This is a genomic window from Nocardia brasiliensis ATCC 700358 (genome assembly GCF_000250675.2).
GTDB classification, from domain to species: Bacteria; Actinomycetota; Actinomycetes; order Mycobacteriales; family Mycobacteriaceae; genus Nocardia; species Nocardia brasiliensis_B.
The window spans coordinates 6,056,592-6,083,091 of record NC_018681.1 but is presented as its reverse complement, the minus strand read 5'-3'; the positions used below and the strand labels follow the sequence as shown (position 1 = coordinate 6,083,091).

Genomic DNA, 26,500 nt, shown 5'->3' with positions numbered 1-26,500 from the left:
CGGTGCGGTCGCGCCACTGTGAAAGCCAGACCCTCTGGGCTTGCCCACTCCGCCGGCTCCGCTGGCTGCCGACCCTCGGCAGCGAGCAGCGAACACCCGATGGGCGCGTCACCCGAGGAAGGCTGCCACCTGTGATCCTGCTGCTGTCCACGTCCGATACCGATTTGCTCAGTGCTCGTGCCAGCGGCGCCGACTACCGGTGGGGTAACCCCGCCCGGCTGCTGGTGGACGATCTGCCCGCGCTGCTCGACGGCGCCGATCTGGTGATCGTGCGCATCCTCGGCGGCAAGCGCGCCTGGGAGGACGGGCTCGCGGCGCTGCGCGACAGCGGGGTGCCGATGGTCGCGCTCGGCGGCGAGATCGCGCCGGACGCGGAACTGATGGAATGTTCGACGGTGCCCGGCGGTGTCGCCGCGGACGCGCACAACTATCTCGCGGCGGGCGGCGCGGCGAATCTGCGCCAGCTGCACAACTTCCTGTCCGATACGGTGCTGCTGACCGGCCACGGCTTCGAGCCGCCGGTGCAGTTGCCGAGTTGGGGTGTGCTGGAACGGACTCCGGGGGTGGCGGTTCCGGCGGACGCTCCGACGGTCGCGGTGATCTATTACCGCGCACAGCATCTGGCCGGTAACACCGGCTACATCGACGCCCTCTGCCAGGCGATCGAGAACACCGGCGCCCGCCCGCTCCCGCTGTACTGCGCGTCGCTGCGCACCGCTGAACCGGAACTGCTCGCGACCCTGCGGCAGGCCGACGCGCTGGTGGTGACGGTGCTGGCGGCGGGCGGTACCAAGCCCGCCACCGCCTCGGCCGGCGGCGAGGACGAAGCGTGGGACGTGGGTGCGCTCGCCGACCTGGATGTGCCCATCCTGCAAGGCTTGTGCCTCACCAGCGGACGCGAGCAGTGGGCGGCCAATGACGACGGGCTGTCCCCGCTGGATGTGGCCACCCAGGTCGCGGTGCCCGAGTTCGACGGACGGATCATCACGGTTCCGTTCTCGTTCAAGGAGTTCGACGCCGACGGCCTGTCGACCTACGTCCCCGATGCCGAGCGCGCGGCGCGCGTCGCCGGTATCGCGGTGCGTTACGCGCGGTTGCGCCACATCCCGGCCGCCCGTAAGCGCATCGCCCTGATGCTGTCCGCGTACCCGACCAAACATGCCCGCATCGGCAACGCGGTCGGCCTGGACACGCCGGCCAGCGCCATCCGTCTGCTCACCGAAATGCGTGAGACCGGTTACGATCTCGGCGCGCCCGGCGAGATCCCCGGTCTCGACGAACAGGACGGCGACGCCCTGATCCACGCGTTGATCGCGGCGGGCGGCCAGGACCCGGACTGGCTGACCGCAGAACAGCTCGAGGGCAACCCGATCCGGATCGGCGCCGCCACCTACGCGGCCTGGTTCGACACCCTGCCGGACGACTTGCGCGCGGCCGTGATCGAGGCGTGGGGCCCGCCGCCCGGCGAGCTGTACGTGGACCGCTCGGCCGACCCGAACGGTGAGATCGTCATCGCCGCATTGCGCTTCGGCAACGTGGCGCTGATGGTGCAGCCGCCGCGCGGTTTCGGCGAGAACCCCGTCGCCATCTATCACGATCCCGACCTGCCGCCGAGCCACCACTATCTCGCCGCCTACCAATGGCTGCGCGCGGCGGAGGGTTTCGGCGCCGACGCGATGGTGCATCTCGGCAAGCACGGCAACCTGGAGTGGCTGCCGGGTAAGACGCTCGGCATGTCCGCGTCCTGCGGCACCGACGCCGCGCTCGGCGATCTGCCGCTGATCTACCCGTTCCTGGTGAACGATCCCGGCGAGGGCACCCAGGCCAAGCGCCGGGCGCACGCGACGTTGGTCGACCACCTGATCCCGCCGATGGCACGGGCCGAAAGCTACGGCGATATCTCGCGTTTGGAGCAACTGCTCGACGAGCACGCCAACATCTCCACCCTCGACCCGGCCAAGCTGCCCGCCATCCGGCAGCAGATCTGGACGTTGATGCGCGCGGCGAAGATGGACCACGATCTGGGCCTGGCCGAACGCCCGGACGAGGACGTCTTCGACGACATGCTGCTGCACGTCGACGGTTGGCTGTGCGAGATCAAGGACGTGCAGATCCGCGACGGCCTGCACATCCTCGGCCAGGCGCCGGCGGGGGAGAGCGAGCTGGACCTGGTGCTGGCCATGCTGCGCGCCCGCCAGCTGTGGGGTGGTGAACGCAACGTGCCCGGCCTGCGGGAGGCGTTGGGGCTGGACGAGTCCGGCACCGAGGCCCGTGGCCGGGTCGATGTGGTGGAGGAGCAGGCGCGCGGTCTGGTCGCCGCGTTGCAGGCCGCCGACTGGTCCGTGGCCGCGGTCGACCGGATCGTCGACGAGTTCGCGGCGGCGGGCGCGACCGCAGACCGCGAGCTGACGGCGGTGCGCGCGGTATTGCGTTTCGCCGCAGCCGAAGTCGTGCCGCGCCTGCGGCAGACCGGGGTCGAGGTGGAGCGCGTCCTGCACGCGTTGAACGGCGGGTTCATTCCCGCGGGTCCCAGCGGGTCGCCGCTGCGCGGCCTGATCAACGTGCTGCCCACGGGTCGCAATTTCTACTCGGTCGACCCGAAGGCCGTCCCCTCGCGGCTGGCCTGGGAAACCGGTCAGGCCATGGCGGATTCGCTGCTGGCCCGCTACCTGGCCGATCACGGCGAGTACCCGCGCTCGGTGGGCTTGTCGGTGTGGGGCACCTCGGCGATGCGCACCTCCGGCGACGATATCGCCGAAGTCCTTGCCCTGCTGGGTGTCCGGCCGGTCTGGGACGAGGCGAGCCGCCGGGTCACCACGCTCGAGGTGATCTCGCTGGACGAATTGGCCCGTCCGCGTGTCGATGTCACGGTGCGCATCAGCGGCTTCTTCCGCGACGCCTTCCCGCACGTGCTGGCGCTGCTGGACGACGCGGTCCGGCTCGTCGCCGAGCTCGACGAGCCCGCCGAGTCCAATTACGTGCGCGCCCATGCCGCCGCGGATCTGGCCGAGCACGGTGACGCCCGCCGCGCCACCACCCGCATCTTCGGTTCCAAGCCGGGCACCTACGGCGCGGGCCTGCTGCAGCTGATCGATGCCAAGAGCTGGCGCACCGACGACGATCTCGCGCAGGTCTACACCACCTGGGGCGGCTACGCCTACGGCCGCGATCTCGACGGCGCGCCCGCGGCCGACGACATGCGCACCGCGTATCGCCGAATCGCGGTGGCCGCCAAGAACACCGACACCCGCGAGCACGATATCGCCGACTCCGACGACTATTTCCAGTTCCACGGCGGCATGGTCGCCACGGTCCGTGCGCTGACCGGGAAGAACCCCGAGGCCTATATCGGCGACAGCACCCGCCCCGACGCGGTGCGCACCCGGACGCTGTCCGAGGAGACCTCACGGGTGTTCCGTGCCCGGGTGGTCAATCCGCGCTGGTTGGAGGCGATGCGCAGGCACGGCTACAAGGGCGCGTTCGAGATGGCCGCCACCGTCGACTACCTGTTCGGCTACGACGCCACCACCAATGTGGTCGCCGACTGGATGTACGAGAAGCTCGCGGAGAGTTACGTTTTCGACGACGTGAACCGCAAGTTCATGGAGCAGTCCAACCCGTGGGCCCTGCACGGCATTGCCGAACGGCTGCTGGAGGCGGCCGAGCGGGACTTGTGGGAGCGGCCGGAGCAGGCGACACTGGATCGGTTGCGGCAGGTCTATTTGGAGACCGAGGGCGAATTGGAGTAGTCCGGAAAAGCAACCCCCCAATTATCGGGGGAATTTCGAAATCACTGATCTTCCAGGGCAATTCGATCTACCGAACGCTCTCGACAACATCATTGCCGAGAGCGCATGATCGATGGTGTTTCCACGGCCGTTTGCCGAGGAAACGCCAATCGAATCGGCTAGATGATTGGAAAGCCTTATGAATATCAGGAAATTCGTCGCGACCGCCGCCCTCACCATCGCCGCGACCGGTGTCGCCGCCGCCACCGCGCACGGTGAGGTACAGGTGGCCGACGCGATCAGCGGCGTCGATCAGGGGGTGGCCTACACCGCCTCCGTCGCACCGGATCACTCGAGCGCGACCGTCACGCTCGCCTCCGGCAAGTTCGTGCTCACGCCCGATCAGGGCATCTCCGTCGTGGCGCCGGACGGTTCGCTGGTCGCCACCGTGCCGACCACGATGCAGTCGGTGTCGGGGCAGCAGGTTCGGGTGGCGCCGCAGGTCGACGCCGCCGCAACCACTTTGACGCTGCAGCCGGTCGGGGCCGCGGTCCCGGAACTGGGCGCGCCGCAATTCATCGGTGACGCCGGCACCACCGTCGCGGGCGTATTGATAGGATGCGCGATCGGCTTCCTGATCGGGCTGATCTTCGCGATTATCGGGGCCATCCCCGGCTGCATCATCGGTGGCATCATCGGCGGTATCGCGGGCGCCAACCAGCCCTAGTAGGTAATCGCCGGACTAGCGAAACCCGGTCGCGATCGGTCCAATGTGCCGATCCGGTCGGGTTTCGCTATTTCATCGAATTGTGCTGCGTCGACGTTTCACTCGGCACCGGCCGCGCGCCGGAATCGCTCGGCGGTCGCCAGCAACTGCTCGACGAGTTCCGGACCGTCGAGCACCTCGAAATCGACGTCGGCCAATCCGAGATAATGCGCGAGCATCCGCGGGTTGTCCGAACCCGCTTGCACCACACAGTGATCCGGCCCGTCCGCGGTGACCGACACCGCGGGCGGCAGCTTCGCCCGGATCTCCGGCGCGGGCGCGGCCATGCGCACCGTCGCACGATAGCGCCAGGTCGCGGCCCCGACGCCGCGCTGCACCCGGTCAGCGATCTCGGCTTCGGACATCTCGCGCGGCGCGAACCGCGGACCGTTGGGCGTCTTGGGCACGATCCGGTCCACCCGGAAGGTGCGCCAGTCGGCGCGTCCCGGATCCCAGGCGACCAGATACCACCGCCCGCGGAAATGCACCATCCGGTGCGGCTCGACCGCGCGCCGCGACGGCGTCCCGGCGTGCGTCTCGTAGTCGAACCGCAACTGCTCGCTCGCCCGGATCGCGCCCGCCACGGCGGTGAGCACCGCGGCGTCGACGGTGGTGCGCTGGAATTCCGGTGCGTGCACGGTAGCCGAGGTGAGCGTGGCGACCCGGTGCCGCAGCCGTGCGGGCAGCACCTGTTGCAACTTCACCAGCGCGCGGACGGAGGTTTCCTCGATCCCGGTGACCGCGCCGTTCGCCGCGGTGGCCAGCCCGACCGCGACCGCGACGGCCTCGTCGTCGTCGAGCAGCAGCGGCGGCAGCGCGGAGCCCGCGCCGAGCCGGTAGCCACCCGCGACACCGGGCGTCGCGTGCACCGGATAGCCCAGGGTCCGCAGTCGCTCGATATCGGTGCGGATGGTACGGGTGGACACCTCGAGTCGTGCGGCGAGCGCGGGACCGGTCCAGTCCCGATGCAGCTGTAGCAGCGACAACAGCCGGAGCAATCGTGCGGAGGTCTCCAACATCGGTCGATCATCGCAGCAATCGCGGAAAACTTCCTTCCGCGATCAACTGCCGACCACCGCGTTCATGATCGTGCCCGCGCTCGTGGCGACCACCCCGCCGATCATCGCGTCCGCGATCATCTTCGGCGACTCCAACGCGCCGCCCTGCCACTTCTCCCAGGCGAATCGTCCACCGGCGAAGGTGATTCCGCAGACCCCGGACAGCAGCACCAGCCAGGTGAGGTAGCGGACCATCTGCAGGATCTTGTCCGAAACCGGCGGCGCTTCCGGTGTCGGGTTACCGATTTGGGCGAGGAGGGCGTCGTGCACAGCGATGATGACCATGAATACGCTCGCTTAGGGTCGATGTGACACCGGATGCGATGTCACGGGCGCGTTGTCTGGGAGATAGCCATGCTTGTCCCGGACAGTATGTGCGGCCCTGACGATTTCGTGGAGCGTACGGCGGAACCTGTCGGGAATGTCCGATCAGGGCGTTATGGTGCGCGCGACCCGGAAGCCGACATCGTCGAGGCGCAAACTCGGGTGACTGCGCCGGCGCACCCCCGCCCGGCAGCTCCAGTGTTCGTCGAACCAGCCGCCGCCGCGCAGCACCCGGTAGGAGCCGTAGACCTCGGCGTCGTAGATGTCCCAGCACCAGTCCCAGGTGTTGCCCAGCATGTCGAACAGGCCGAACGCGTTGGGCCGCTTACCGCCGACCTCGTGCATCCGGTCGCCGGAATTGCCTCGGTACCAGGCGATGTCGTCGAGCGGGCCGTAGCGCGGGCCGGTGCTGCCCGCGCGGCACGCGTACTCCCATTCGGCCTCGCTCGGCAGCCGGTAGCCGTCGGCGGTGGTGTCCCACTCGATGTCCTCGTCGGCTATGCGATACACGGGACGCAAGCCCTCCTGTTCGGACAGGGCATTGCAGCAGCGCACCGCGTCCCACCAGGAGACGCCGTCGACGGGCCTGCGCTCGCCCGGCGCACTGCTCGGCCGTTCCCCGGTGACCTGGGCATAGCGTTCCTGAGTGATCGGGACCGCGCCGATCCGGAAGGTCGCGATATCGACGGTCCACTGGCGTTGGGTGCGCCGATCCGCCAGCCGCACCGTGCCCGCGGGCACAGTGATCAGCGTGTGCGGGTCCACGCGCAGGTCAGGCACGCAGCTCGGGAATCGCCCCGTCGCGTTCCAGCTCGGGCTCGACCTGATGCGGGAACACGAATTTGCGCATGGCCCACCAGCGGAACACCGTGGCGAGCAGGGTGCCGATGATCGTCGCGCTGACGAAATCGGCGATGTTCTCGGTGACCACCGACACGTGCGGCGCGCGGAGCTGGAAGATGTAGCTCGACACCGCGAGCGGCAGCTGGTTGATCACCATGCCGATGCCCGCCACCACGAAGAACAGTGCCGCCTCGTGCCGCCGCTCGTGTCCGCCGCGTGCGGTGAACGCCCACTCGCGGTTCAGGACGTAGGACACGACCGTCGCGATCAGCACGGCGACCATGTTGGCGGTGACCGGCTTACCGTGCAGGACGGTCCATTTCAGTCCGAAGAACAGCACCGAGGTGGTGACGAAGGCGATCGCTCCGACGGTCAGAAACTTCAGCAGCTCCGCGTTGCGCACGAACGCCGACAGCATTCGGCTCGGCACGCGGGCAGCGACAATCTGGGCCAAGAACATCGGGCCAGGTTAGCCGAGTGCGGGCGGACCGCTGCCACCGCCGCCGGGTTCTCGATCGTTTCGCGAGTGCGTTTGCGGGAGAACGGATCTCGTGTTTCAAAGGGCACGATATGAAAACGATCATGCCGAGCCGTTATCTTTCCGTTATATTCACTCGGATAGCTCTCATCTATTTCCCCAGGTCAGAGCCGTGTGGGCCGACTGTACAGATGCACATGCGCCGCTGGTCACAGTTGCACTCGCGCTCGGTGCGCCGAACGCCCGGAAATGTGAGAGTGTTTTGTATCGAGGCCGGGGCCCAGAGAAAAGTGGCTCGGACACCGGTCGGTACAACCACGAGGGGCCTCAGCCGTCGGCTGCGGCCCTCGTTGTGGGCCCGGTGCGTTAAGCCGTTGGGCTGCGCCAGTATTCGGGATCGCGGCCGTAGTCGGGCGTGGTGTACGCGCGATCCCACGGCGCGTCCGGCGCGAGCAGTTCCCGCCACGGCGCCACCTCGACGTACAGCACCCGCATGGCGTCCAGGGAGGCGTAGTGCAGGGCGGGGCCGTCCGTGCTGACCGCGTCGTCGGGCACCGCGACGTCGAAATTGCGTTCCAGCGCGGCCCGCACGGTGGCCTCGACGCAGACATTGGTCTGCAAGCCCGCGACGACGAGGCGGTGCGCGCCGAGAGTGCGGAGCAGCGGCTCGAGTTCGGTGTAGGCGAAGAAACTGTGCCTGGTCTTGGTGAGCACCACGTCGCCGCGGCGCGGCGCGACGTCGTCCATGATGCGGGTCTTCCACTCGCGTTGCTCGGCAGACACTTTCGGGACCAGATGGCGGCGGTGCTGCAGATGTCTGCGCGGTCGCGGGCCGGTGCCGATCAAGCCGGACTGCCCGGCGATCATGCGGGAGTAGATGAGTGGGAAATGTTGCCGCCGCGCCTGTTCGGCCAACTCGGCACATTCGCGGACGACCGCGTCGAGGCGCCAGATCGGCGGCCAGCCCAGTGCGGCACGGACGCCGTCGTCGGCGATGTAGGTGTTCTGCAAGTCGATCATGAGCACTGCGGTCTCGACCATCGGCGTCCTCCCGTGCGCGTCGAGGAACCCTTGTCTCGAGGGTAGGACGGCAGGGCCGACGGCGTCGCGAAACGGCAGGCGCGGGTGCGGATTCCGGCCCGTCAGTCCGGTGTGACGGGTCCGTTGATCTCCACGATGGCGTCGTTCAGGTCGATGACCGCAGCGACGCGCTGCCCCCAGGGGCGGGTCGTCGGGACCAAAGCGCTGCGCGCGCCGGCCTCGACCGCCCGGCGATAGGCGTCGTCCACGTCGTCGGTTTCGAGCAGCACGCGAAAACCGTCGGCGTGCCGGGGTTCGGTGTAGTCCTCGATCTTGCGCCGGTGTTCGACACTGAGATAGGGCGCGGTGGGCCCCTCCGACCAGCCGCCGCGGCCGAGCACCACGAAGGTGCCGTCGCTGTCGGCGAACACCTGTCCGAGACCGAAGGCTGCCTCGTAGAACGCCACTGTCGCATCCACGTCGTCTACCAGCAACGCCATCCCGCCGAAGTGCATACCGACTCCTTGGATCCCCGCAGCCATTTGGAAAGGTAAATTACCGTATGGCGGCAATCGGCGCTGCCTCGATCTTTGTGAGATTGGCTACCGTGCGGCGAATGGGGCGGACGCCAGGTCGAGTGCCATCTCGACCTCGATCAGGGACTCGTCCCGGGGCATCGCTCGACGCCGCCCGGTCCGCTGGAAACCGTGCCGGAGATAGAGACGCTCGGCAGGTTCGTTGCCGTCCAGCACCCAGAGCAGGGTCCGCCGATGGCCCTGGCCGCGGGCCCACTCGAGCACCGTGCGCACCAGCGCGTCGCCGACGCCCAGACCGCGCGCCTGCGGGGCGACCCACATCGAGACCAGGGTGGACGTTTCCGGGTGCTCGCCGAGTTCACCGCCCGCGAGGCCGGCCGGTTCGTCGTCGACCGTCGTGATGAACAGCGTTCGTTCGGAAAGCTTGTGCCGCCAATCGGTTTCGGTGCGCTGGGTGGCCTGCGCGTGCGTCAGGTTCGCGGAGTAGGGGGCTTCGAGCAACCCGGCCAGCTGCACGTCCCGGAAGATCTGCCAGTCGTCGCCGGCGAGGCGTCGCGTGTTGATCATCGCTGCATGGTCGATCACCCGACGGGTGCCGCGCAACGCATTTGCCCCCGATGTCAGGTCCGGGCGGGCTCAATTACGTAACATGCTCTAACGTAATTGTGCGTAGGGTGCGGCGGTGAGGGAATGCGATGAAGGTCGATCTGAGGTTGGACGCAGGATTGACGCAGGTCGCGGACCGTGCGCGGGAACTCGTAGGCCTCGGGGCGGACGGTCTGTTCACCTTCGAAGGTCCCAACGACATCTTCGTGCCGCTGACGCTGGCCGCCGCGACTGTGCGGACCGACCTGATGTCCAATGTCGCGATCGCGCTGCCGCGCAGCCCCTTACATCTCGCGCACACCGCCTACGATCTGCAAACCCTGAGCGGCGGGCGATTCCGCCTCGGTCTCGGCTCGCAGGTGCGTCCGCATATCGAGAAGCGTTACGGCGCACAGTGGTCCGAACCCGTGGCGCGGATGCGCGAGATCGTGCTCGCGATCAAAGCGATCTTCGACGCCTGGGAAGGGCGGTCGCCGTTGCGCTTTCGGGGACGGTTCAGCACGCACACACTGATGCCGCCGATGTTCGATCCCGGACCGAACCCGTACGGCCCGCCCGAAGTCTGTCTCGGTGCGCTCGGCCCGCGGATGACACGGGCCGCGGCCGAGGTCGCCGACGGTCTGCTGGTGATGCCGTTCAACAGCGCCAGGCACTTTCGGGAACGGACACTGCCCGCCGTCGCCGACGGTCTGGCCCGCGCTGGACGGACGTCCGCGGATCTGCGGATCTACCCGCAGGTCATCGTCGGCGTCGGCCGCACCGACGAGGAGTTGGCCGCCGCGGCGACGGGGGTGCGGGAACTGCTGGCGTTCTACGGTTCCACGCCCGCCTATCGGCCCGTGCTGGAGGTCGAGGGGTGGGCGGATCTGCAACCCGAGCTGAATCTTCTGTCCAAGCAAGGTGCTCGGGCCACCATGGCGAGTCTGATCGATGACACGATGCTCACCACCCTCGCCGTGCACGGCACGCCTGAGGACTGCGCCGCGTCGATCCTGGACCGATTCGAGGCGGTCGCCGAGCGGGTGTGCTGCTACTTTCCCGGTTATCCCGTCTCGAATTCGCATGTCGCGGACCTGATTCGGGCCTTACAGGGCGGTGCCGCGTGAGCGAGGTCCTGCTCCGGGTCGAAGACGGCGTCGCGATACTCACGCTGCATCGACCCGAGCGCCGCAACGCGTTCACGAAGCAGATGGGAATCGCGTTGGGGGAGTACTACCGTGCCCTCGACGCCGATGACGCGGTGCGCGCCGTCGTGCTCACCGGCACACCACCGGCCTTCTGTGCCGGCGCGGACCTGTCCGGCGGCGCGGACACGTTCGCGGCCAGTGCTGACCCGAGTTTCAGTGCGTCACCGGTGGTGCCGCCCGCGTTCGATCTCGGCAAGCCGGTGATCGCGGCGATGAACGGCCACGCCATCGGCATCGGCTGCACCCTCGCGATGCAGGCCGATATCCGCATCGCCGCCACCGACGCGACCTACGCCGTGCCGCAGGTCCGTTTCGGTCTGGTACCGGATGCCCTGGCGCACTGGACGATTCCACAAATCGCCGGCGCCGCCGTCGCCGCCGAAATCCTGCTGACCGGCCGCAAACTCGACGGTCCCGAACTGGTACGCCTCGGCCTCGCGAGCCGTTCCCTGCCCGCCGCCGAAGTCCTGCCTGCCGCCCTCACCCTGGCACACGACATCGCCACCAACGTCTCCCCGACCTCCGCGGCCCTGTGCAAGAAACTGCTCTGGGACACCGCCCGGCACGGGTTCGGTCCAGAGCAGGTGGCAGAACTGGAAACCGAACTGCACCACCGGGTGATGGGCTCACCCGACGCTGTCGAAGGGGTGCGGGCGTATCTGGAGCGGCGGGAACCTCGTTGGGCGGTGCGGTTTTCGGCGGGGGAGTAGATGTGGGGGTCCTCGCTGTGGCGCGCGATACTCGTCGTGGGTGCGTGGGTGCGTGGGTGCGTGGGTGCGTGGGTGCGTGGGTGCGTGGGCTGGCGGCTGGTCGCGTGGGCTCGCAGCTCGCAGCTCGCAGCTCGCAGCTCGTGGCTCGGTGGTTCGTGGGACTTACTCGTGGGCTGGACAGCTCGCTGGCCCGTCGGCTTGGGGCTGATGGCTCGTTTGCTAGTTGGCTGTCGGCTCGTCAGCCGGGGTCTGTGAGCTCGGCGCCTCGTCAGGTTTCGCGTTGCGCGGCAATGACGTACAACGCTGCGGCGAGCGCGTCGGCGAATCCGTCCTGTTCATCACCGCCGCGCACGAGCGCGTGGAAAGTCGTCGTGCCGGAGAGGATTTCGAACAGGACATCCGGGTCTGCCCGCTCGGTCAGTTCGCCGCTGGTGAACGCGTGCTCGAGCAGTTCAGCGAAGGCCGCGCGCACCGGCGCGCCGATCGCGAGCAACCTGCGGCGCGCCTCCTCGGTCTGCGAATCCGCCAGCAATCCGGGCACCCCGGCGCGCGCCGCCGGACTCGCCGCTCGGGCGAGAAAGATCCGCACCCAGATCCCCAGGTCCGCACGCAAATCACCGGTGGGCACCGGCAGCGGATGCCCGCCGGGTCCGTGCACCGCTTCCTCCAGCAACGCCTCCCGGCTGGGCCAGCGTCGATAAATCGCCGGCGCACTCACCCCGGCCCGCCGCGCAATCGCCACCACCGTCGTCTGCTGATACCCCACCTCCGCCAGCAACCGCCGCGCCGCCCCCAACACAGCAAGATCCTTCTCAGCATCCCGAGGCCGCCCCGGCCGAGCCCGCGCATCCGAGGTCACCTCCGAATAATAGGCCCCCACCGCGCTTTACCGGCACATCGACGCGGCGGCCGATGCCAGCGGGCGGTCGCGTCGCGCCTACGGCGAAGCCCAGGTCAACGCCGCTCTATCCGCGGCGGCCGACCCGATGAGGAACCGCAGAAGGGGCAGCGCCCCCACCCACCAGTCCTGGTGCTCGCCCCACGGCCTCGGATTCAGGCAGCGCAGCAGATATCGGCGGTCCGACCGCGAACATCGACGAGACGAATGCGGCGATGGCCGCAGTCCTTCGGCCGGCGTGACGCCGCAGATGACCGGCATTGTCGCCGGGTTGCCCACCGAGAAGGCCTGAGCAGTCCTGACCGCGAGGGAGACACCGCATGGACCCAGGACGCCACCGCCGGAGGTGCCACCGGCTAGTGCGTGAGTTCTGAGCATCGCGCTCGACCGAGGAATCTGGAAGAAGGTTTGTATTGCGGAAGCAGGTCTTCCGCAATGGGGTGGAGGCTGGTGCCCATGACGAACACAGCGATTCATCCCTTCCGTATCGAGATCTCGCAGGGCGAGTTGGATGACCTGCACGCTCGGTTGAGCAGTGCGCGGGTGCCGGTGGTGGTGCCGGGGACCGAGGGGGATTGGGGGCGGGGGATCGCGCCGAGCTATCTCGCGGAGTTGGCGGCGTACTGGCGTGACGAATTCGATTGGCGGGCGCAGGAAGCGAAGCTGAATGCGTATGACCAGTTCACTACGGAGATCGACGGGCAGACGATTCATTTCATTCATGTGCGGTCGGCGGTGGCGGGGGCGGTGCCGCTGTTGATCACGCACGGGTATCCCGGGTCGGTGGTGGAGTTCGTTGATCTGATCGGACCGTTGACCGATCCGGCGGCGTACGGCGGTGACCCGGCGGACGCGTTCCACGTGGTGATTCCGTCGCTGCCGGGGTTCGGCTTCTCCACGCCGCTGGCCTCGACCGGGTGGGAGCTGGCCCGCACGACCGACGCGTTCGCCGAGCTGATGACCCGGCTCGGGTACGAGAAGTTCGTGGCGCAGGGCGGTGACATCGGCGCGGGCGTGACCTCGCGGCTGGCCGCCGTGTATCCGGAACGGGTGATCGCGACCCATGTGAACAGCGATCAGGGCACGCTCGGGCTGGTCGGCGAGCAGCTGCCGATCCCGGAGGGGCTCAGCGCGGACGACCTCGCCGCGATCGAGGAGGCGCGGGCGAGTTGGGCCGAACAGAAGGGGTACCTGGTGCTGCAATCCACGCAGCCGAACGCGATCGCGGCAGCGCTCACCGATTCGCCGATCGCGCAGCTGGCCTGGATCGCGGAGAAGTTCCAGGCGTGGACCGATCCGGGGCAGCCTGCCGGCGAACGGATCGACCGGGATGTGCTGCTGACGAACATCAGCATCTACTGGTTCACCCGCAGCGGCGCTTCGGCTGCTCAATTCCTTTGGGAGACCGCGCATTCGGGCATAGCGTGGGCGGCGCCGTCGGGTGTCCCGCAAGGGTGGGCGATCTTCAACACCAGCCCGCTGATGCGGCGGGTGATGAACCCCGGCGGCTACCTGGAGCATTTCACCGAGTACACCTCGGGCGGGCATTTCGCGGCCTTGGAACAGCCGACGTTGTTCCTCGACGATGTCCGCGCCTTCTTTCGCAAGTATCGCGGCTGAACCGGTCGGCGGGGCGCGTGGGTGCGCCCCGCCCCGCGTACGTCGCAGCGCGTACGTGCGGGCGAGTCGCCGAGCGGATGTCCGGGTGTGCCCGGCGACCTACGGTTTCCCTATGACTTGGAATGAGCTGGGCGCGAGCAAGTTCGCGTTATTGACCACTTACAAGAAGGACGGGACGCCCGTCGGCACGCCGGTGTGGGTCGCCTCGGACGGGGATCGCATCGTGGTGTGGACGAACCCGAAAACCTGGAAGGTCAAGCGTATTCGGCGCAATCCCGCAGTGACGCTACAGGTTTCGGATGCGCGGGGACGCCCGAAAGGCGACGAGGTGTTCGCCGGCACCGCCACGATCCTCGACGCCGACGGCACGCAGCGGGTACGCGACCTCGTCGCGCGCGAGTACGGACTGATCGGCACCCTGGTCATCAAGTTGCACAAGCTGTTTCGCGGCGCGGACGGTTCCGTCGGCCTCGCCATCGCGCAGACCCCGTGATGGACGGTCACAGGTGTCCTTCCCGCGGCGCCCCGCCACCGCCGATTGGTCGCACTGTTCACTGCTGATACTCGGTCGAGCCCATCACCGATACGGTGGCGGATTCGCGGAGTGATTCGCCGCATGGCCTACGATCGTCGCCAACCCGCGTCCGGCTCATCGCTGCTCACGCCCCGGGCTGGGGCGAAATGGGCACGCCCGTTGCGGACTCAGGCCGACTCGGCGAGGCCTGCTGCCCGCCAGGTGTCCGCGAGGTCTTGCAGGGGCAGGTCTAGGACCAGGCTCAGTGCGACGACGGTGCCGAAGGCGGGGGAGGGGAGGCGGCCGGTCTCGATCTTACGCAGGGTTTCCGGTGAAATGCCTGCTGTCCGAGCGACTTCGGTGAGGTCGCGCTCGGCGCGCGCGGCGCGTAGGGCGGCGCCGAGGCGGCGGCCTGCGTCGATCTGAGCCGGAGTCAATGGGAGACGGACCATGGGAAGCAGGCTAGTGTTGGTATTTAAATACCGCAAGTCCCCGGTGATTTGGTATTAAAATACCGTTCATGTTGGGTATTTTAATACCGAAGGGAAGCTCATGGTGGAGCTGAAGACGCCGGACGAGATCGCCCGGATGCGCGTGACCGGGCAGTTCGTCGCCGAGGTGCTCGCGGAGTTGCGCGTGCTGGCCGAGGTCGGGGTGAACCTACTCGAGCTGGAGGCGCACGTGCGCGAGCGGATCCGGCGGCGCGGCGCGCAATCCTGCTACTGGGACTACGCGCCCTCGTTCGGGCGCGGCCCCTTCCGGAACACCGTCTGCCTGTCGGTGAACGACGCTGTGCTGCACGGCCTTCCGTTCGATTACCGGCTGCGTGACGGGGATGTGCTGACCATGGACCTCGCGGTCGGCATCGACGGGTGGGTGGCCGACGCGGCGAGGACGATCGTGGTCGGCACCGCCGACGAGGCGGACCTGCGGCTGATCCAGGCCACCGAGGACGCGCTCGCGGCGGCGATCGCGGTCGCGGTGCCCGGCAAGCACATCGGCGACATCTCCGCCGCCATCTCCGGGGTCGCGCGCGACTACGGCTATCCCGTGAACACGGAATTCGGTGGTCACGGGCTCGGCCGCACCATGCACGAGGATCCGCACGTGGCCAATCACGGGCGTGCGGGTCGCGGCTACCGGTTGCGGCCCGGCCTGGTCATCGCCATCGAACCCTGGTTCGCCCGCACCACCGACCGCATTTTCACCGATCCCGACGGTTGGACCCTGCGCTCGGCCGACGGTTCGCGCACCGCCCACTCCGAACACACCGTCGCGATCACCGAGTCCGGTCCACAAGTGCTCACCGCCGCCTGAGTTCGCGAAAAGGCGAGTGGCGCAGAGCCACTCGCCCGCCAGCGACTACTCTGGCGCGTCGAGCCACCCCTCGAGATCGTCGGCGATCTTCAGGTGTGTCGCGATTTCCGCGCGTTCGTCGGGGGAGAGGTCGAGTGCGGCTATCTCCTTGCGTAGTACGTCGGCGCGAGCCGGATCTTCCATGGCCACTGCCAATTCGGTGAGTTCGGCCAGCGCGTGGGCCTTGTCCAGGGTCGACGCGGTCGCGCCGAACCGGCGCAGGCCGGCCTCGAGCGTCTTGCGCGCCGCCTCGTCGTCTTCCTTGGAGAAGCGCAGGATCCGGGCGTTGTCCAGAATCCGTTGCAGCCCTTGGAGTTCGCGCGAACCGCCGTACTCGAATTCGGGCTCGTCGCGTTGCAGGTAGGTCACGCTGTTGCCGCCGGGATCGATCGTGGTGAACCGGGTTTGGCCCGGGCGGAAGCGGCTGATCCGGGGCACCCCCTGCGCGGGGACCCGTCCGTAGCGTTCGCGCAGCGCGGTGCTGAAGGATGCGTGTAGCTCGGCCACCTCGTCGACCATGACCAGGCAGCCCATCTCGGCCTCGCCGACCTCCCGCTTGTCCTTCTTGTCGCGGTAGAAGTGCAGCTCGTAGTCGTTGCGCTGGACCGAGCAGTAGACATACGGGGTGTGTTGCTCCCAGGTGACCTGGTAGCCGAGCGTCCGATAGAACTCGAGCGTCTCGGTGGAGTTGCCGCCCCACATCACTGGCACAGCCGCGTCGCCCATCAGGCCTCCAAGCTTCGGTAATCAATTTTGACTACCCCAGGTTAGGGCCGTTTCGCTGCGGAAGTCAAACTTGACTACTATGGGAAATTCCTATCTGAAGGAGGTTCGCCATGTCGGCCGTGCGCCTGTTGGTGCTGGGGGTGATGCGGTTGCGTCAGCCCACCTACGGCTACGCGGTGCGCCGCGAATTACTGTCCTGGCGCGCCGAAACGTGGACGAACGTGAAACCCGGCTCGATCTATCACGCGCTGAAACAGCTGACGCAGGAAGGCAAGCTGAGCACGTTCGGCACCGAGGGCAGCAGCGAGGGCCCGGGTCGCACGCTGTTCCAGATGACCGAGGCGGGCGAGGCCGAATTCCGCAAGCTGATGGACGAGGCGCTGGTCAGCATCGACATGGAGGAACTCGGCGCGGGCATCGCGTTCATGGACGCGCTGCCGCGGGCGCACGTGCTGGCGAAGCTGCGCGAACAGCGCCGCCGCAGCGAGGAGGTCCGCACCGGACTGCTCGCGATGATCCCCGACTTTCCCACCCGCTACGAACAGCCGCACTCGACCGACCTGCTGGAACTGTGGAGCGGCGTGTTCGGGAACCTGGCGCAGTGGACCGACGGCCTGGTGGAAAGGATCGAGGCGGGCGAGTACCGAATGCCCGATTGAACCGGATCGGATTACGCTGCCCTTCATGACGAACACGCTGGGGGCGGTCGGCAAGGCCGAATACGTACTGCTGACCACGTACCGCAAAGACGGCACGCCCGTCGGCACCGCGGTGTGGGCGGTCGCCGACGGGGACAAACTCTATGTGTGGACGGTGACCGACAGCTGGAAAGTGAAGCGGCTCCGGCGTAATCCGGCGGTCACCGTGCAGCCGTGCAACGTCGCGGGAAAGACGCGCGGTGAGATCGTCGAAGGCACCGGACGCATCCTCGACCCCGCGGGCACCGAACGCGTCCGCAAACTCCTGATGCGCAAGTACTGGTTGATGGGCCCGATCACCATCCTCGGCAGCAACCTGCGCCGCGGAAAGAAGGGCACCATCGGGATCGAGATCACGTTCCCCTGAACGATCCCGGGCGCACGGAGCGGTTCAGCCCGGTCCGCTGCGCACCAGTTCTGATCTCCCGCACCGGTTCTGTCTCCTCGCACCCGCTGTGGCAGGCCGTCGGGGGTGCGAGGAGACGAAAGGGGTGCGGCTGTTGGTAACTCGCCGACCGGCGGTGCGGTGACGGTGGCCCTGTCGGCGGCGCGGCGACGGTGGCGGCTTGCCCTCGGCTGGGACTGTCCCCCGTGGGCGCAGCCCCTACGTCGCCTGGCTCACCGAGGACATGTGGAAATCGGGGATGCGCAAGGGCGGCATGGCGGTTCGGGTGAACCAGTCTTTCCACTCGCGAGGGAGGGTGATTTCACTGGTGCCTGCTTCGGTGACGCGGCGGAGCAGGTCCAGTGGACTCTCGTTGAAGCGGAAGTTGTTGACCGCGGCGGTGACCTCGCCGTTCTCCACGAGGTAGACGCCGTCCCGGGTGAGGCCGGTGAGCAGCAGGGTCGCGGGATCGACCTCGCGGATGTACCACAGGGTGGTGAGCAGCAGCCCGCGTTCGGTGCGCGCGATCATCTCGTCGAGGGTGGTCGCGGAACCGCCGGTGAGCAACAGGTTGCCGGCGGGAACGGTTGCGGTGGTGCCGAATTCGGCGGCCGTCGCGCGCGGATAGACCAGCGACTCGATGACACCGTCACGGATCCAGTCCACGCGTTCGGCGCTCAACCCGTTGTCGAACATCGACATCGCTTGCGACGATGCGGAAGTCGCGACGAACGGCCGATACTCGAGCCCTGCCGCCTGCGGATCGGAGTACAACGTCAGCGGAATATCGGTGAGCCGCTCGCCGATTCGCGTGCCTCCGGCGCGCGAGAACGCGGTATGTCCCTCGTGTGCGCCGCGCCCCTCCATCTGCCAGTGCAGATAGATCATCATGTCGGCGACCGTGGACGGCGGCATCAGCGTTTCGTAGCGCCCCGCGGGCAGCTCGACCTTGCGTCCGGCCCAGTCCAACCGGCGCGACAATTCCGCCAGCAGGCCGGGGACGTCGACATCGGTGAAATCCGCGGTACCCACACCGGCCCAGGCGCTGGCGAGATCCGTTCCCGCACCACGCTTTCCGTTGATCTCCACCGAGCCCGTCGGCTGCGTGAACCGGCGGCGCAACCCCGTCGAGGTGCCCAACCAGGTGGTGTGCACGGTGTGGTGCGCGAAGCCGTACAGGCGATCGCTGCCGTCGAAACCGGACGAGAGACCGCGGGCCAGGTCGGTGAACACCTCGATGCCGGTGCTGCCCGCGGGATCGGCCCAGTCCGCGGCCGGCCGGTCCGAATCCAGCAGCGGCATCGCGTCTTCGGCGGGTGCGGCGGCACGGGCCGCCTCCTCGCTGCGGCGCACCACCGCTTCGATCTCTGCCGGATCGACGCTGGTCGACCCGATGGTGCCGACCCTTGCGGAGCGCGGACCGTCGCGGAAAATCGAAATCACCGCCCAGTCACGGTAATTCGACGACCCGTTGGTGGTCATCGAATTACCGGCCCAGCGCAGCGACGCGTCGTGCGCGTCGGTGACGATCACCATGGCCTCGTCGGCGCGGGACAGGGCGAGCACACGCTCGACGACCTCGCCCGCGGCGATGATGGTCTGCTGGCTCACTGCCCTGCCTCCGTCCGGGTGTTGAGAATGTTGATGCCGCGCACCAGCACGGACGGGCAGCCGTGGCTGACCGCGGCGACCTGCCCGGGTTGGGCCTTGCCGCAGTTGAACGCGCCGCCGAGCCGCCAGGTGGACGGTCCGCCGACCGCCTCCATCGCGCCCCAGAAGTCGGTGGTGGTGGCCTGGTAGGCGACGTCGCGGAGCTGGCCGTCCAGCTTGCCGTCGCGAATGCGGAAGAACCGCTGACCGGTGAACTGGAAGTTGTAGCGCTGCATGTCGATCGACCACGACTTGTCGCCGACGATGTAGATGCCGTCGCGCACCCGGGAGATGAGTTCCTCGGTGCTGGTGTCGTTTTCGGGATCGGGCTGCAGCGAGACGTTCGCCATCCGCTGGATCGGCACGTGATGCGCCGAATCCGCGTAGGAGCAGCCGTTGGACCGGTCCAGGCCGAGGCGCGGCGCGAACACGCGGTCCAGTTGGTAGCCGACGAGCACGCCGTCGCGCACCAGGTCCCAGCGCTGCCCGGCTACGCCCTCGTCGTCGTAGCCGACGCTGGCCAGGCCGTGCGGCTCGGTGCGATCACCGGTGACGTGCATGATCGGGGTGCCGTACCGCAGGCTGCCGAGCTTGTCCGGGGTGGCGAACGAGGTTCCGGCGTAAGCGGATTCGTAGCCGATGGCGCGGTCGTACTCGGTGGCGTGGCCGATGGATTCGTGGATGGTCAGCCACAGGTTGGTGGGGTCGATCACCAGGTCGGTGGGGCCGGGGGTGACGGTCGGCGCCTTCACCTTCTCGGCGAGCCAAGACGGGATCCGGGCCAGTTCGTCCGACCAGTCCCAGGTTCCGTCGGCGCCGGTGACGTACTCCCAGCCGCGTCCGACCGGCGGCGCCAGTGTGCGCATGGTCTCGAACACGCCCGCCGCCGAATCGACCGTGGTCGCTTCGAACTGCGGATGCAGCCGGACGCGTTGCTGGGTGATCCTCGAGCCCGCGGTGTCGGTGTAGAACGTCTGCTCTTTCACCTGCAACACGTACGCCGTGACGTGGTCGACGCCGTCGGCGCCGGACAGGCGTTCCGAATAGTCCTGCAGCAGTGCGACCTTGTCGGCGGTCGGCACGGTGAACGGGTCCACGTCGTAGGCGGAGACCCAGTGCACGTCGTCGTAGCTCGGTTCGTCCGCGAGTTCGACTCGTTCGCGGTTCAGCGCGCGCAGGGTCGTCGCGACCGTCACCGCGGTGCGCGCCACCTCGGCGGCGGTCGCGGGGGTCAGTGCGGCATGCGAGGCGAAACCCCACGTACCGTCGACGATCACGCGGACCGCGAAACCGAGTTCGATGTGGTCGGTGATCGCCTCGACGCGCCCGTCGCGCAGTCGGATCGTCTGCGTCACCAGCCGGTGCGCGCGCAGGTCGGCATGCTCGGCGCCGGCTGCGCGCGCTGCCCCCAGCGCGGCGTCGGCGAGCGCGCTCAACGGCAGCTCGAGAAACTCTGCGTCCACATCCTTGGAAGTCGCGATGCTCACTCGACTCAACCTAGTCCTTGCCGCCCCACCACAACCGTCGCCACTCCGCGCAAACCTGCGCTCACTGCAAACGTGCACCCCACGCACCCCTGAAACCCCCGCCGGCACAGCACGACCGGCTCCCGCTCAGCCGAACGCCCACCCCCCGGCCGTGTCACCTGCGCCGCCCAAGATCCATACCAGCAGCGCCACAAACCCGCGCTGCCCGCGGCGTTTTTGCCCGCGCTGCCATCGCAACGTGTGGTTTCGTGCGAGCCGGCACAGCGTGGAACCGGCTGTGGTGTCAGGTGAGCTGTTGGCCGACATCGTTCGTCCGAACCCTGTGCTGTCGGGAGGTGGTCGTGCCGTCCACCGCAACGCGCGGTTGCGTGCGAGCCGGCACAGCGCTGAGCCGGCCACCGCTCCTGGCCATGGACACGCCACGGGCCGACGCCCTGCGGATCGCGGCAAATCAATCGCGTCCCCGCACCAGGCGCGCCGACGGCCGTTTACGCATCCCCGAACGTAAGCCCCCAGCTCCAGCCCCGGGCGGGGCGGGGTCAAAGGTGCAGGGGCGCAATGTCAAAGGTGGGGGAGTCGGAACGGCACGCGCGAAACCCGCGCATACCACGCCTGTCTCACGAAATGCCGTACTGTGCCCGCGTGCCGCCATCCGCCCTCCGTGACCGCAAACGCGAACGTACCCGCCGTGCTCTGCTCGAGGCAGCCGTAGACCTTTTCGAGTCCAGAGGCTACGACGAGACGACGGTGGCCGATATCGCGGCGGCGGCCGAGGTGGGCACGCGCACCTTCTTCAACTACTTCGCCAGTAAGGAAGAACTGCTCTTCCCGGAGACCGACGAGCGGGTGCGGGCCGCGGTGGCCGCGATCGGCAGCCGCCGGCCAGGGGAGCGTCCGGTCGAGGTGTTACTCCGGGCGTTACGCGCGGCCGGTGACAATCCCGGCGAACATCTCGTCGACGATCTCAGTGCCCGGATCGCCGCGTTGCGCGCGCAGGTGTCGCGCACGGTGCCGTCGGTGAGCGGCCGGGCCGCGCACGCGCAGTTGGTGGCGCAGCGCGAGATCGCGCGTCAGTTGCATGCCGCGTTCCCCGCCGAATTGGACGAGGTGGGGGCCGCCGCGCTGGTCGGTGCGGTCGTCGGCGCGGTGTCCGGCGCGCTCACCGTGCTGTTCCAGCAGCCGATCAACGGCGCGGACGACGGCGAGCGACTGCACCGCCAGATCCACGAGACCACCTCGCGGGTGCTGAAGCCCTGGCTCGCCTCGCAGGTCGAGCCGATCGGCTGATCAGCCGAACTGCTGCCAGCCCAAGCGGATCACCATCGCGATCACCACCACGAGCAGCACGACGCGGACGAATTTCGCGCCGTTGCGCAAGGCCATGTGCGAGCCGACGATCGCGCCCGCCACGTTGCCGACCGCCATCGCCGCACCGAGCAGGAACAGGATGTGGCCGGTGAGTCCGAAGAAGATCAGCGCGCCCACATTGGATCCGCAGTTGATCACCTTCGCCATCGCGGCGGCCCGCACGAACTCGGTGCCGAGCAGCGTCGCGAACGTGATGATGAGGAAGGTCCCGGTGCCGGGGCCGAGCAGGCCGTCGTAGAAGCCGACGAGTCCCGCGGCGAGCGCGATGGTCAGGATCACTTTGCGCCGGGTGGGCGCGTGCGTGGCGAGCGTGACCCCGATCGAGGGTCGCAGCGTGACGAACACCGCGACGCCGACCAGCACCACCATGACGATCGGAATGAACAGGTCGCGGTCGATCAATGAGACTGCGGCAGCACCGGTTCCGGCGGTCACCGCCGCGATCCCGGCCGCGGGCACGAGCACCCGCCACTGCATCGGCACCTTCCTGGCGAAGGTCAGCACCGACGCGGCGGTGCCCGCGACGGCGGCGAGCTTGTTCGTGCCGAGCGCGGTCTGCGGCGCGATGTTCGGTGCGACGAGAAACAACGTCGGCAGGATGATCAGCCCACCGCCGCCGACCACCGCGTCCACCCAACCCGCGGCCGTCGCCGCGGTTATCAACACCGCCCAATCACCGATCTGCACGGGGCAAGCCAACCAGGTGGTCGGATGCGGGCCAGTCAGCAGTCCAGTTCGTCCCACTCGGCGCGCGGGTGCGCCCCGGCGCGCCCGCCCCGACCTAGGGTGGACGGGTGCGCCGGTTCAGCCTGTGGCTTCGCGGGAAGCCCATCGTCTCGGATTCGATACTGGCGGCTGTCCTTTTACTGCTCGAGATCCTCGGTGTCGGGAACTCGGCGCACAAGGTCGCCTTTCTCGCGGTCGGGGTCTTTCTGCCGCTACCGATCGTGCTGCGCCGGGTGTACCCGCGCGCCATGGCGGCGATCGCGCTGGTGTCGTCGCTGGTCGCGACGGCGGTCGCCTACGTGGTGGGTGACGATGCCGATCACATCACGCTGTTCAGTCTCGGGATCATGCTGTACACGCTCGTCGCCTACGTGGGCAGGCGGGAGGGGCTGTGGTTCGGGCTCGGCGTGGTGCTCGATTCCGTGCTCTCCAATCTGGCGCTGGACAAGCCCGCGGGCGGCGAGGCCGTCTTCACCGTCATGTTCTTCGCGCTGTGCTGGACGCTCGCGGAGTTCATCGGCGCGCGGCACGCCTATGACACCGAGGTCGCGGCCCGGCTCGCGGTCGCGGACTACGACAAGGAACGCCGCGCGCACGACGCGGTGTCGGCCGAACGCACCCGCATCGCCCGCGAACTGCACGACGTGGTCGCGCACGCGGTGAGCGTGATCATCGTGCAGGCCGACGGCGCGAAGTACGCCCTTCGACGCGACCCCGACGCCGCCGAGCAGGCGCTCACCACCATCGCGGGGACCGGCCGCGAGGCGCTGCGCGAACTGCGCCGGACCGTCGCGCTGCTGCGGACCGAACACGCGCCCGACCAGTTACCCCAGCACGGCACCGCCGGACTCGCCCGGGTGGTGGACATGATGCGCGGCGCCGGCCTTGCCGTGGAACTCGAACTGACCGGGGAGCTGGATGATGTCGCGCCCGAGGTCAGTCTCGGCGTGCACCGCATCGTGCAGGAGTCGCTGACGAACACGCTGCGCCACGCCGGGCCGCATCCCAAGGCGTGGGTGCGGGTGCGCCGCCGCGACACCGACGTGACGATCGACATCTCCGATACCGGCGGCGTCCCGCTGGACGAACCCGCGGTCCGGATCAAAGGCGGCGGAATGGGTTTGGTCGGAATGCGCGAACGTATCGCCGTGCTCGGCGGCACGTTGGAGACCGGGCGGGCCGCGGACGGCGCGTGGCGGGTGCAGGCCACGATCCCGCTCGCGCCCGGCTTGCCGGAATAGGTTGGCAGGCCGGCGGCGGGCCCGCGCACGTTAGATTAGGTGCGTGCCGATCACCGTTCTCGTTGTCGACGACCAGGAACTCATGCGCATGGGGTTGAAGATGGTCCTCGGCGCGCACCCCGACATCGAGGTGATCGGGGAGGCGGCCAACGGGGCGGCGGCGGTGAGCCGCGCCGCGGAGCTGGTGCCCGACGTGGTGCTGATGGACGTGCGGATGCCCGTGGTCGACGGCGTCACCGCGACCGCGCGGATCGTCGAGGCGGGACACGGCTGCCGGGTGCTCGTGATGACCACTTTCGATCTCGACGAGCACGCGCTGGGCGCGTTGCGCGCGGGCGCGAGCGGCTTCCTGCTCAAGGACACCCCGCCGGAGGACCTGATCTCCGCGATCCGCAGCGTCGCCGCCGGTGACGCGGTCGTCTCGCCGAAGGTGACCAAGCGCCTGCTCGATCGGCTCATCGCCGAGGACCCCGCGCGGATGCGCGACCCGGGCGTGCTCGAGGTGCTCACCGCCCGCGAGCGCGAGGTGCTCGAACAGATCGCGGCGGGCCGGTCCAACGCCGAGATCGCCGAACAGCTGTATCTCTCCGAGGCCACCGTGAAGACGCACGTCGGTCGCGTGCTCACCAAACTCGGCCTGCGCGACCGCGTACAAGCCGTGGTGCTCGCCTACGAGACCGGCTTGGTCCGCCCGGGCGGTTAGTACCCGTCGCTTCTGAGGTGGCGGCCGACCGGGTCGACTTCGCCGACCTCGTGGCGGCGAAAGTGACTGTGCTGGAACACTTTCCGGCCGGGAGGAATACTCGGTGCCGTTCGACCGGCCGCTGCTGATCGGCTGCGCGCTTCGGAAGCCGCGGTCGCGAGCCGGGCGCTGCTGAGCGGTCCCGAGGCGGTCGATCGAACAGTTCACCCCCGGCCGGTGACTCACAAACGGCTGCGCAGCGTCGGCAGTCCTGGCCCGGTCAGATCATCGCAGTACGCGCTCCGGCCTGCCATCGCCATGACCAGCGCGGTGGTCGTCCCGCGCACCTCGGGACCGGTGCCGATCTCGAACGGGCCGTCGGTCGCCGTCATGCGCAGTCCCGCGATCGCGCTGTGGCCGGACACCGTGAAATCCCGGCTCGCGTAGAACCGGGCCACGGCGGTCGCGGCCGCGAGCGCGGGCTCGCGCGGCAACCCGAGCGGGCGCCGGATGTCCTGCGCGTGCACCACCACCTCGCCGAGCCAGGCCGCGGTATCGCCGAAGGTCGCGGTGGTGCTGGTGCCGACCGCCCGGAACCGGTCCAGCGTTTCGGCGGGTGTCGCGCCCCGATGCGCGGCCAGCAGCCGATCGTTGTGCAGCGCGAAATCGAACCGGGCACGCAGTGCGCTGCGCACCCAGCGGATCCGGCCGACGCTCGCCGCCGCGGTCAGGTGGGCGAGCACCTCCTCGACCGTCCACTCCCCGCACAGTGACGGGCTCGCCCATTGCGTCTGGTCCAATTCGGCCAGATCCTCGGCCAGCGCCGCGCGCTCGGCATGCGTCATCGCCCAGATCTCGGCACGCGACAGTTCGTTCGCCACCCGTCCTCCTTCGTCCGGCGTTGCCCGCCGTTGGCGTTGTTCCACTGCTACGGACGGCCTGAACGCCGTGAACTCATCGGCTGCGCGGGTCTCATGGGACTCTCAGGCGGATCCGGGAGAAAAATTGCGGGCCTGGACGTTGGACCGGGTAGATCGTCCGAAAGGAACGCCATGCCCGCCCTGGTATTCGTGCTCTATGTGATCACCGAGATCGCCGCCCTGGTCGCCGTCGGCCAGTGGCTCGGCGTGATACCGGCCATTCTGCTGCTCATCGCCGGATCGGCGGCGGGCATGCTGCTGGTCGGCTCGCAGGGACGGCGGGTGTTCGAGCAGTTCCGCCGCGTCGGCCGCGGCGAGATCGCGCCGGGGACCGCGGTCGCCGACGGCGCGCTGGTCGCGGCGGGCGGGTTCCTGATGTTCGTGCCCGGCCTCGTGACTTCGCTGATCGGCCTGTTCCTGTTGCTGCCGCCGACCCGATTCCTGGTGCGGCCGATGGCTGCCGCGTTCGCCGCGCGCCGGGTCGCCAAGTTCCAAGCCGCGATGCCGTATCGGGGCGTGGTGATCGACGGTGGCGAAGTCATCGACGGCACCGTCGTGCACCAGTACTACGACGACGGACAGGGCAACGCGCGCCGCGCCATCACCAACCCCTAGCCACCCGAATTGTCAAAGGGTGGTAGCGCCATTACCAACGAGTAGTAAAGACACGCCAGCGCGCTAGGGATCCCGCTGAAAAAGGGCTACGGTGACGCGATGGCCACCGAGCAACTCACCATCACGGTGAGCGAAGAGCTGGCCGCCGCGGTGAAACGCGCGGCGGCGGCTGCGGGACAATCGATTTCCGGGTTTGCGGCCGCCGCGTTGCGGCTGGAACTGATCGCCGTCGAGGCGGGTTGCCCGCCGGGTTCGCCGTACGGTCCCGGCGACGCGCCGCCGCGCTTCGCCGACGTGATGACGGTACTGGCCCACGCCGAGGACGTGCGGCAGCCCGTACTGAACGGCTGACCCGAAA

At 68.5% G+C, this 26,500-nt stretch carries 28 protein-coding genes; 14 read left to right on the top strand and 14 right to left on the bottom strand.

What is annotated here, in order from left to right:
* The first annotated feature begins 131 nt into the window (after positions 1–131).
* Positions 132–3,749 carry a cobaltochelatase subunit CobN gene (gene cobN / locus O3I_RS26750; protein WP_014986127.1) on the top strand — a complete coding sequence of 1,206 codons (3,618 nt, stop codon included), beginning with the start codon at positions 132–134 and terminating at the stop codon, positions 3,747–3,749.
* Positions 3,750–3,927: 178 nt separating this feature from the next.
* Positions 3,928–4,455, top strand: coding sequence for a hypothetical protein (locus tag O3I_RS26745; RefSeq protein WP_014986126.1), 528 nt, complete (start codon positions 3,928–3,930; stop codon positions 4,453–4,455).
* A 98-nt stretch (positions 4,456–4,553) separates the two neighbouring features.
* On the opposite strand, the gene O3I_RS26740 is transcribed toward O3I_RS26745, so the two are convergent.
* The 7 genes from O3I_RS26740 to O3I_RS26710 all read right to left on the bottom strand — a co-directional run bounded on the left by O3I_RS26740 (position 4,554) and on the right by O3I_RS26710 (position 9,320).
* A complete protein-coding gene (locus O3I_RS26740) occupies positions 4,554–5,513 on the bottom strand; it encodes a helix-turn-helix transcriptional regulator (RefSeq protein ID WP_014986125.1) in 960 nt (319 codons plus the stop codon).
* Positions 5,514–5,555: 42 nt separating this feature from the next.
* On the bottom strand, positions 5,556–5,837 hold the full coding sequence (locus O3I_RS26735) for a hypothetical protein (protein WP_014986124.1): 282 nt from the start codon (positions 5,835–5,837) through the stop codon (positions 5,556–5,558).
* Between the two features lie 144 nt (positions 5,838–5,981).
* A complete protein-coding gene (locus O3I_RS26730) occupies positions 5,982–6,626 on the bottom strand; it encodes a formylglycine-generating enzyme family protein (protein WP_141692017.1) in 645 nt (214 codons plus the stop codon).
* A gap of 22 nt (positions 6,627–6,648) precedes the next feature.
* Complete coding sequence (locus O3I_RS26725) at positions 6,649–7,179, bottom strand: GtrA family protein (RefSeq protein WP_041562893.1); 531 nt, start codon at positions 7,177–7,179, stop codon at positions 6,649–6,651.
* Between the two features lie 384 nt (positions 7,180–7,563).
* Entirely contained in the window at positions 7,564–8,238 is a 675-nt protein-coding gene (locus O3I_RS26720) for a cysteine hydrolase family protein (RefSeq protein WP_014986121.1), read from the bottom strand.
* Positions 8,239–8,339: 101 nt separating this feature from the next.
* Complete coding sequence (locus O3I_RS26715) at positions 8,340–8,732, bottom strand: VOC family protein (protein ID WP_014986120.1); 393 nt, start codon at positions 8,730–8,732, stop codon at positions 8,340–8,342.
* A gap of 87 nt (positions 8,733–8,819) precedes the next feature.
* A complete protein-coding gene (locus O3I_RS26710; RefSeq protein WP_041562892.1) occupies positions 8,820–9,320 on the bottom strand; it encodes a GNAT family N-acetyltransferase in 501 nt (166 codons plus the stop codon).
* Positions 9,321–9,448: 128 nt separating this feature from the next.
* Here O3I_RS26710 and O3I_RS26705 point away from each other — a divergent pair, with 128 nt between their 5' ends.
* Together O3I_RS26705 and O3I_RS26700 are read left to right on the top strand one after the other, a co-directional pair.
* Positions 9,449–10,465, top strand: coding sequence for a TIGR03617 family F420-dependent LLM class oxidoreductase (locus O3I_RS26705; RefSeq protein WP_014986118.1), 1,017 nt, complete (start codon positions 9,449–9,451; stop codon positions 10,463–10,465).
* Positions 10,462–11,256 (top strand): enoyl-CoA hydratase/isomerase family protein, encoded by a 795-nt coding sequence (locus O3I_RS26700; RefSeq protein WP_014986117.1) that lies wholly within the window; start codon positions 10,462–10,464, stop codon positions 11,254–11,256. The genes O3I_RS26705 and O3I_RS26700 overlap by 4 nt, the downstream gene beginning before the upstream one ends.
* Before the next feature lie 268 nt (positions 11,257–11,524).
* On the opposite strand, the gene O3I_RS26695 is transcribed toward O3I_RS26700, so the two are convergent.
* A complete protein-coding gene (locus O3I_RS26695) occupies positions 11,525–12,055 on the bottom strand; it encodes a TetR/AcrR family transcriptional regulator (protein ID WP_014986116.1) in 531 nt (176 codons plus the stop codon).
* Between the two features lie 555 nt (positions 12,056–12,610).
* Here O3I_RS26695 and O3I_RS26690 point away from each other — a divergent pair.
* Positions 12,611–13,774 (top strand): epoxide hydrolase family protein, encoded by a 1,164-nt coding sequence (locus tag O3I_RS26690; RefSeq protein WP_014986115.1) that lies wholly within the window; start codon positions 12,611–12,613, stop codon positions 13,772–13,774.
* A 112-nt stretch (positions 13,775–13,886) separates the two neighbouring features.
* Positions 13,887–14,267, top strand: a complete 381-nt coding sequence (locus O3I_RS26685) for a PPOX class F420-dependent oxidoreductase (protein WP_014986114.1) — start codon at positions 13,887–13,889, stop codon at positions 14,265–14,267.
* Between the two features lie 209 nt (positions 14,268–14,476).
* Here the strand turns inward: O3I_RS26685 and O3I_RS26680 are convergent, their stop codons facing one another.
* Positions 14,477–14,740 carry a helix-turn-helix transcriptional regulator gene (locus tag O3I_RS26680; protein ID WP_014986113.1) on the bottom strand — a complete coding sequence of 88 codons (264 nt, stop codon included), beginning with the start codon at positions 14,738–14,740 and terminating at the stop codon, positions 14,477–14,479.
* 100 nt (positions 14,741–14,840) lie between these two features.
* Between O3I_RS26680 and map the strand changes: the two genes are divergently transcribed.
* On the top strand, positions 14,841–15,605 hold the full coding sequence (gene map / locus O3I_RS26675; RefSeq protein ID WP_014986112.1) for a type I methionyl aminopeptidase: 765 nt from the start codon (positions 14,841–14,843) through the stop codon (positions 15,603–15,605).
* A 45-nt stretch (positions 15,606–15,650) separates the two neighbouring features.
* Here the strand turns inward: map and O3I_RS26670 are convergent, their stop codons facing one another.
* Positions 15,651–16,370, bottom strand: a complete 720-nt coding sequence (locus O3I_RS26670) for a hypothetical protein (protein WP_014986111.1) — start codon at positions 16,368–16,370, stop codon at positions 15,651–15,653.
* Between the two features lie 110 nt (positions 16,371–16,480).
* On the opposite strand from O3I_RS26670, the gene O3I_RS26665 reads away from it, so the two are divergent.
* Both O3I_RS26665 and O3I_RS26660 read left to right on the top strand, forming a co-directional pair.
* On the top strand, positions 16,481–17,029 hold the full coding sequence (locus O3I_RS26665; RefSeq protein WP_014986110.1) for a PadR family transcriptional regulator: 549 nt from the start codon (positions 16,481–16,483) through the stop codon (positions 17,027–17,029).
* Positions 17,030–17,054: 25 nt separating this feature from the next.
* Positions 17,055–17,435, top strand: a complete 381-nt coding sequence (locus O3I_RS26660) for a PPOX class F420-dependent oxidoreductase (RefSeq protein ID WP_014986109.1) — start codon at positions 17,055–17,057, stop codon at positions 17,433–17,435.
* A gap of 237 nt (positions 17,436–17,672) precedes the next feature.
* Here the strand turns inward: O3I_RS26660 and O3I_RS26655 are convergent, their stop codons facing one another.
* Entirely contained in the window at positions 17,673–19,049 is a 1,377-nt protein-coding gene (locus O3I_RS26655) for a metallopeptidase TldD-related protein (RefSeq protein ID WP_041564411.1), read from the bottom strand.
* A gap of 11 nt (positions 19,050–19,060) precedes the next feature.
* Positions 19,061–20,590, bottom strand: a complete 1,530-nt coding sequence (locus tag O3I_RS26650; protein ID WP_014986107.1) for a TldD/PmbA family protein — start codon at positions 20,588–20,590, stop codon at positions 19,061–19,063.
* A gap of 642 nt (positions 20,591–21,232) precedes the next feature.
* Between O3I_RS26650 and O3I_RS26645 the strand changes: the two genes are divergently transcribed.
* Positions 21,233–21,877, top strand: coding sequence for a TetR/AcrR family transcriptional regulator (locus tag O3I_RS26645; protein ID WP_226887289.1), 645 nt, complete (start codon positions 21,233–21,235; stop codon positions 21,875–21,877).
* Here O3I_RS26645 and O3I_RS26640 read toward each other — a convergent pair whose 3' ends face one another.
* The gene (locus O3I_RS26640; RefSeq protein ID WP_014986105.1) at positions 21,878–22,645 is read right to left on the bottom strand and encodes a TSUP family transporter; all 768 of its coding nucleotides are present in this window, start codon (positions 22,643–22,645) and stop codon (positions 21,878–21,880) included.
* Between the two features lie 107 nt (positions 22,646–22,752).
* On the opposite strand from O3I_RS26640, the gene O3I_RS26635 reads away from it, so the two are divergent.
* Both O3I_RS26635 and O3I_RS26630 read left to right on the top strand, forming a co-directional pair.
* Positions 22,753–23,925 (top strand): sensor histidine kinase, encoded by a 1,173-nt coding sequence (locus O3I_RS26635; RefSeq protein ID WP_014986104.1) that lies wholly within the window; start codon positions 22,753–22,755, stop codon positions 23,923–23,925.
* Positions 23,926–23,968: 43 nt separating this feature from the next.
* Positions 23,969–24,628 (top strand): response regulator, encoded by a 660-nt coding sequence (locus tag O3I_RS26630; RefSeq protein ID WP_014986103.1) that lies wholly within the window; start codon positions 23,969–23,971, stop codon positions 24,626–24,628.
* Positions 24,629–24,849: 221 nt separating this feature from the next.
* Here the strand turns inward: O3I_RS26630 and O3I_RS26625 are convergent, their stop codons facing one another.
* The gene (locus tag O3I_RS26625; RefSeq protein WP_014986102.1) at positions 24,850–25,488 is read right to left on the bottom strand and encodes a maleylpyruvate isomerase family mycothiol-dependent enzyme; all 639 of its coding nucleotides are present in this window, start codon (positions 25,486–25,488) and stop codon (positions 24,850–24,852) included.
* 171 nt (positions 25,489–25,659) lie between these two features.
* Between O3I_RS26625 and O3I_RS26620 the strand changes: the two genes are divergently transcribed.
* Both O3I_RS26620 and O3I_RS26615 read left to right on the top strand, forming a co-directional pair.
* A complete protein-coding gene (locus tag O3I_RS26620; protein WP_014986101.1) occupies positions 25,660–26,142 on the top strand; it encodes an FxsA family protein in 483 nt (160 codons plus the stop codon).
* A gap of 99 nt (positions 26,143–26,241) precedes the next feature.
* Entirely contained in the window at positions 26,242–26,493 is a 252-nt protein-coding gene (locus O3I_RS26615; RefSeq protein ID WP_014986100.1) for a ribbon-helix-helix protein, CopG family, read from the top strand.
* Positions 26,494–26,500 lie beyond the last annotated feature (7 nt).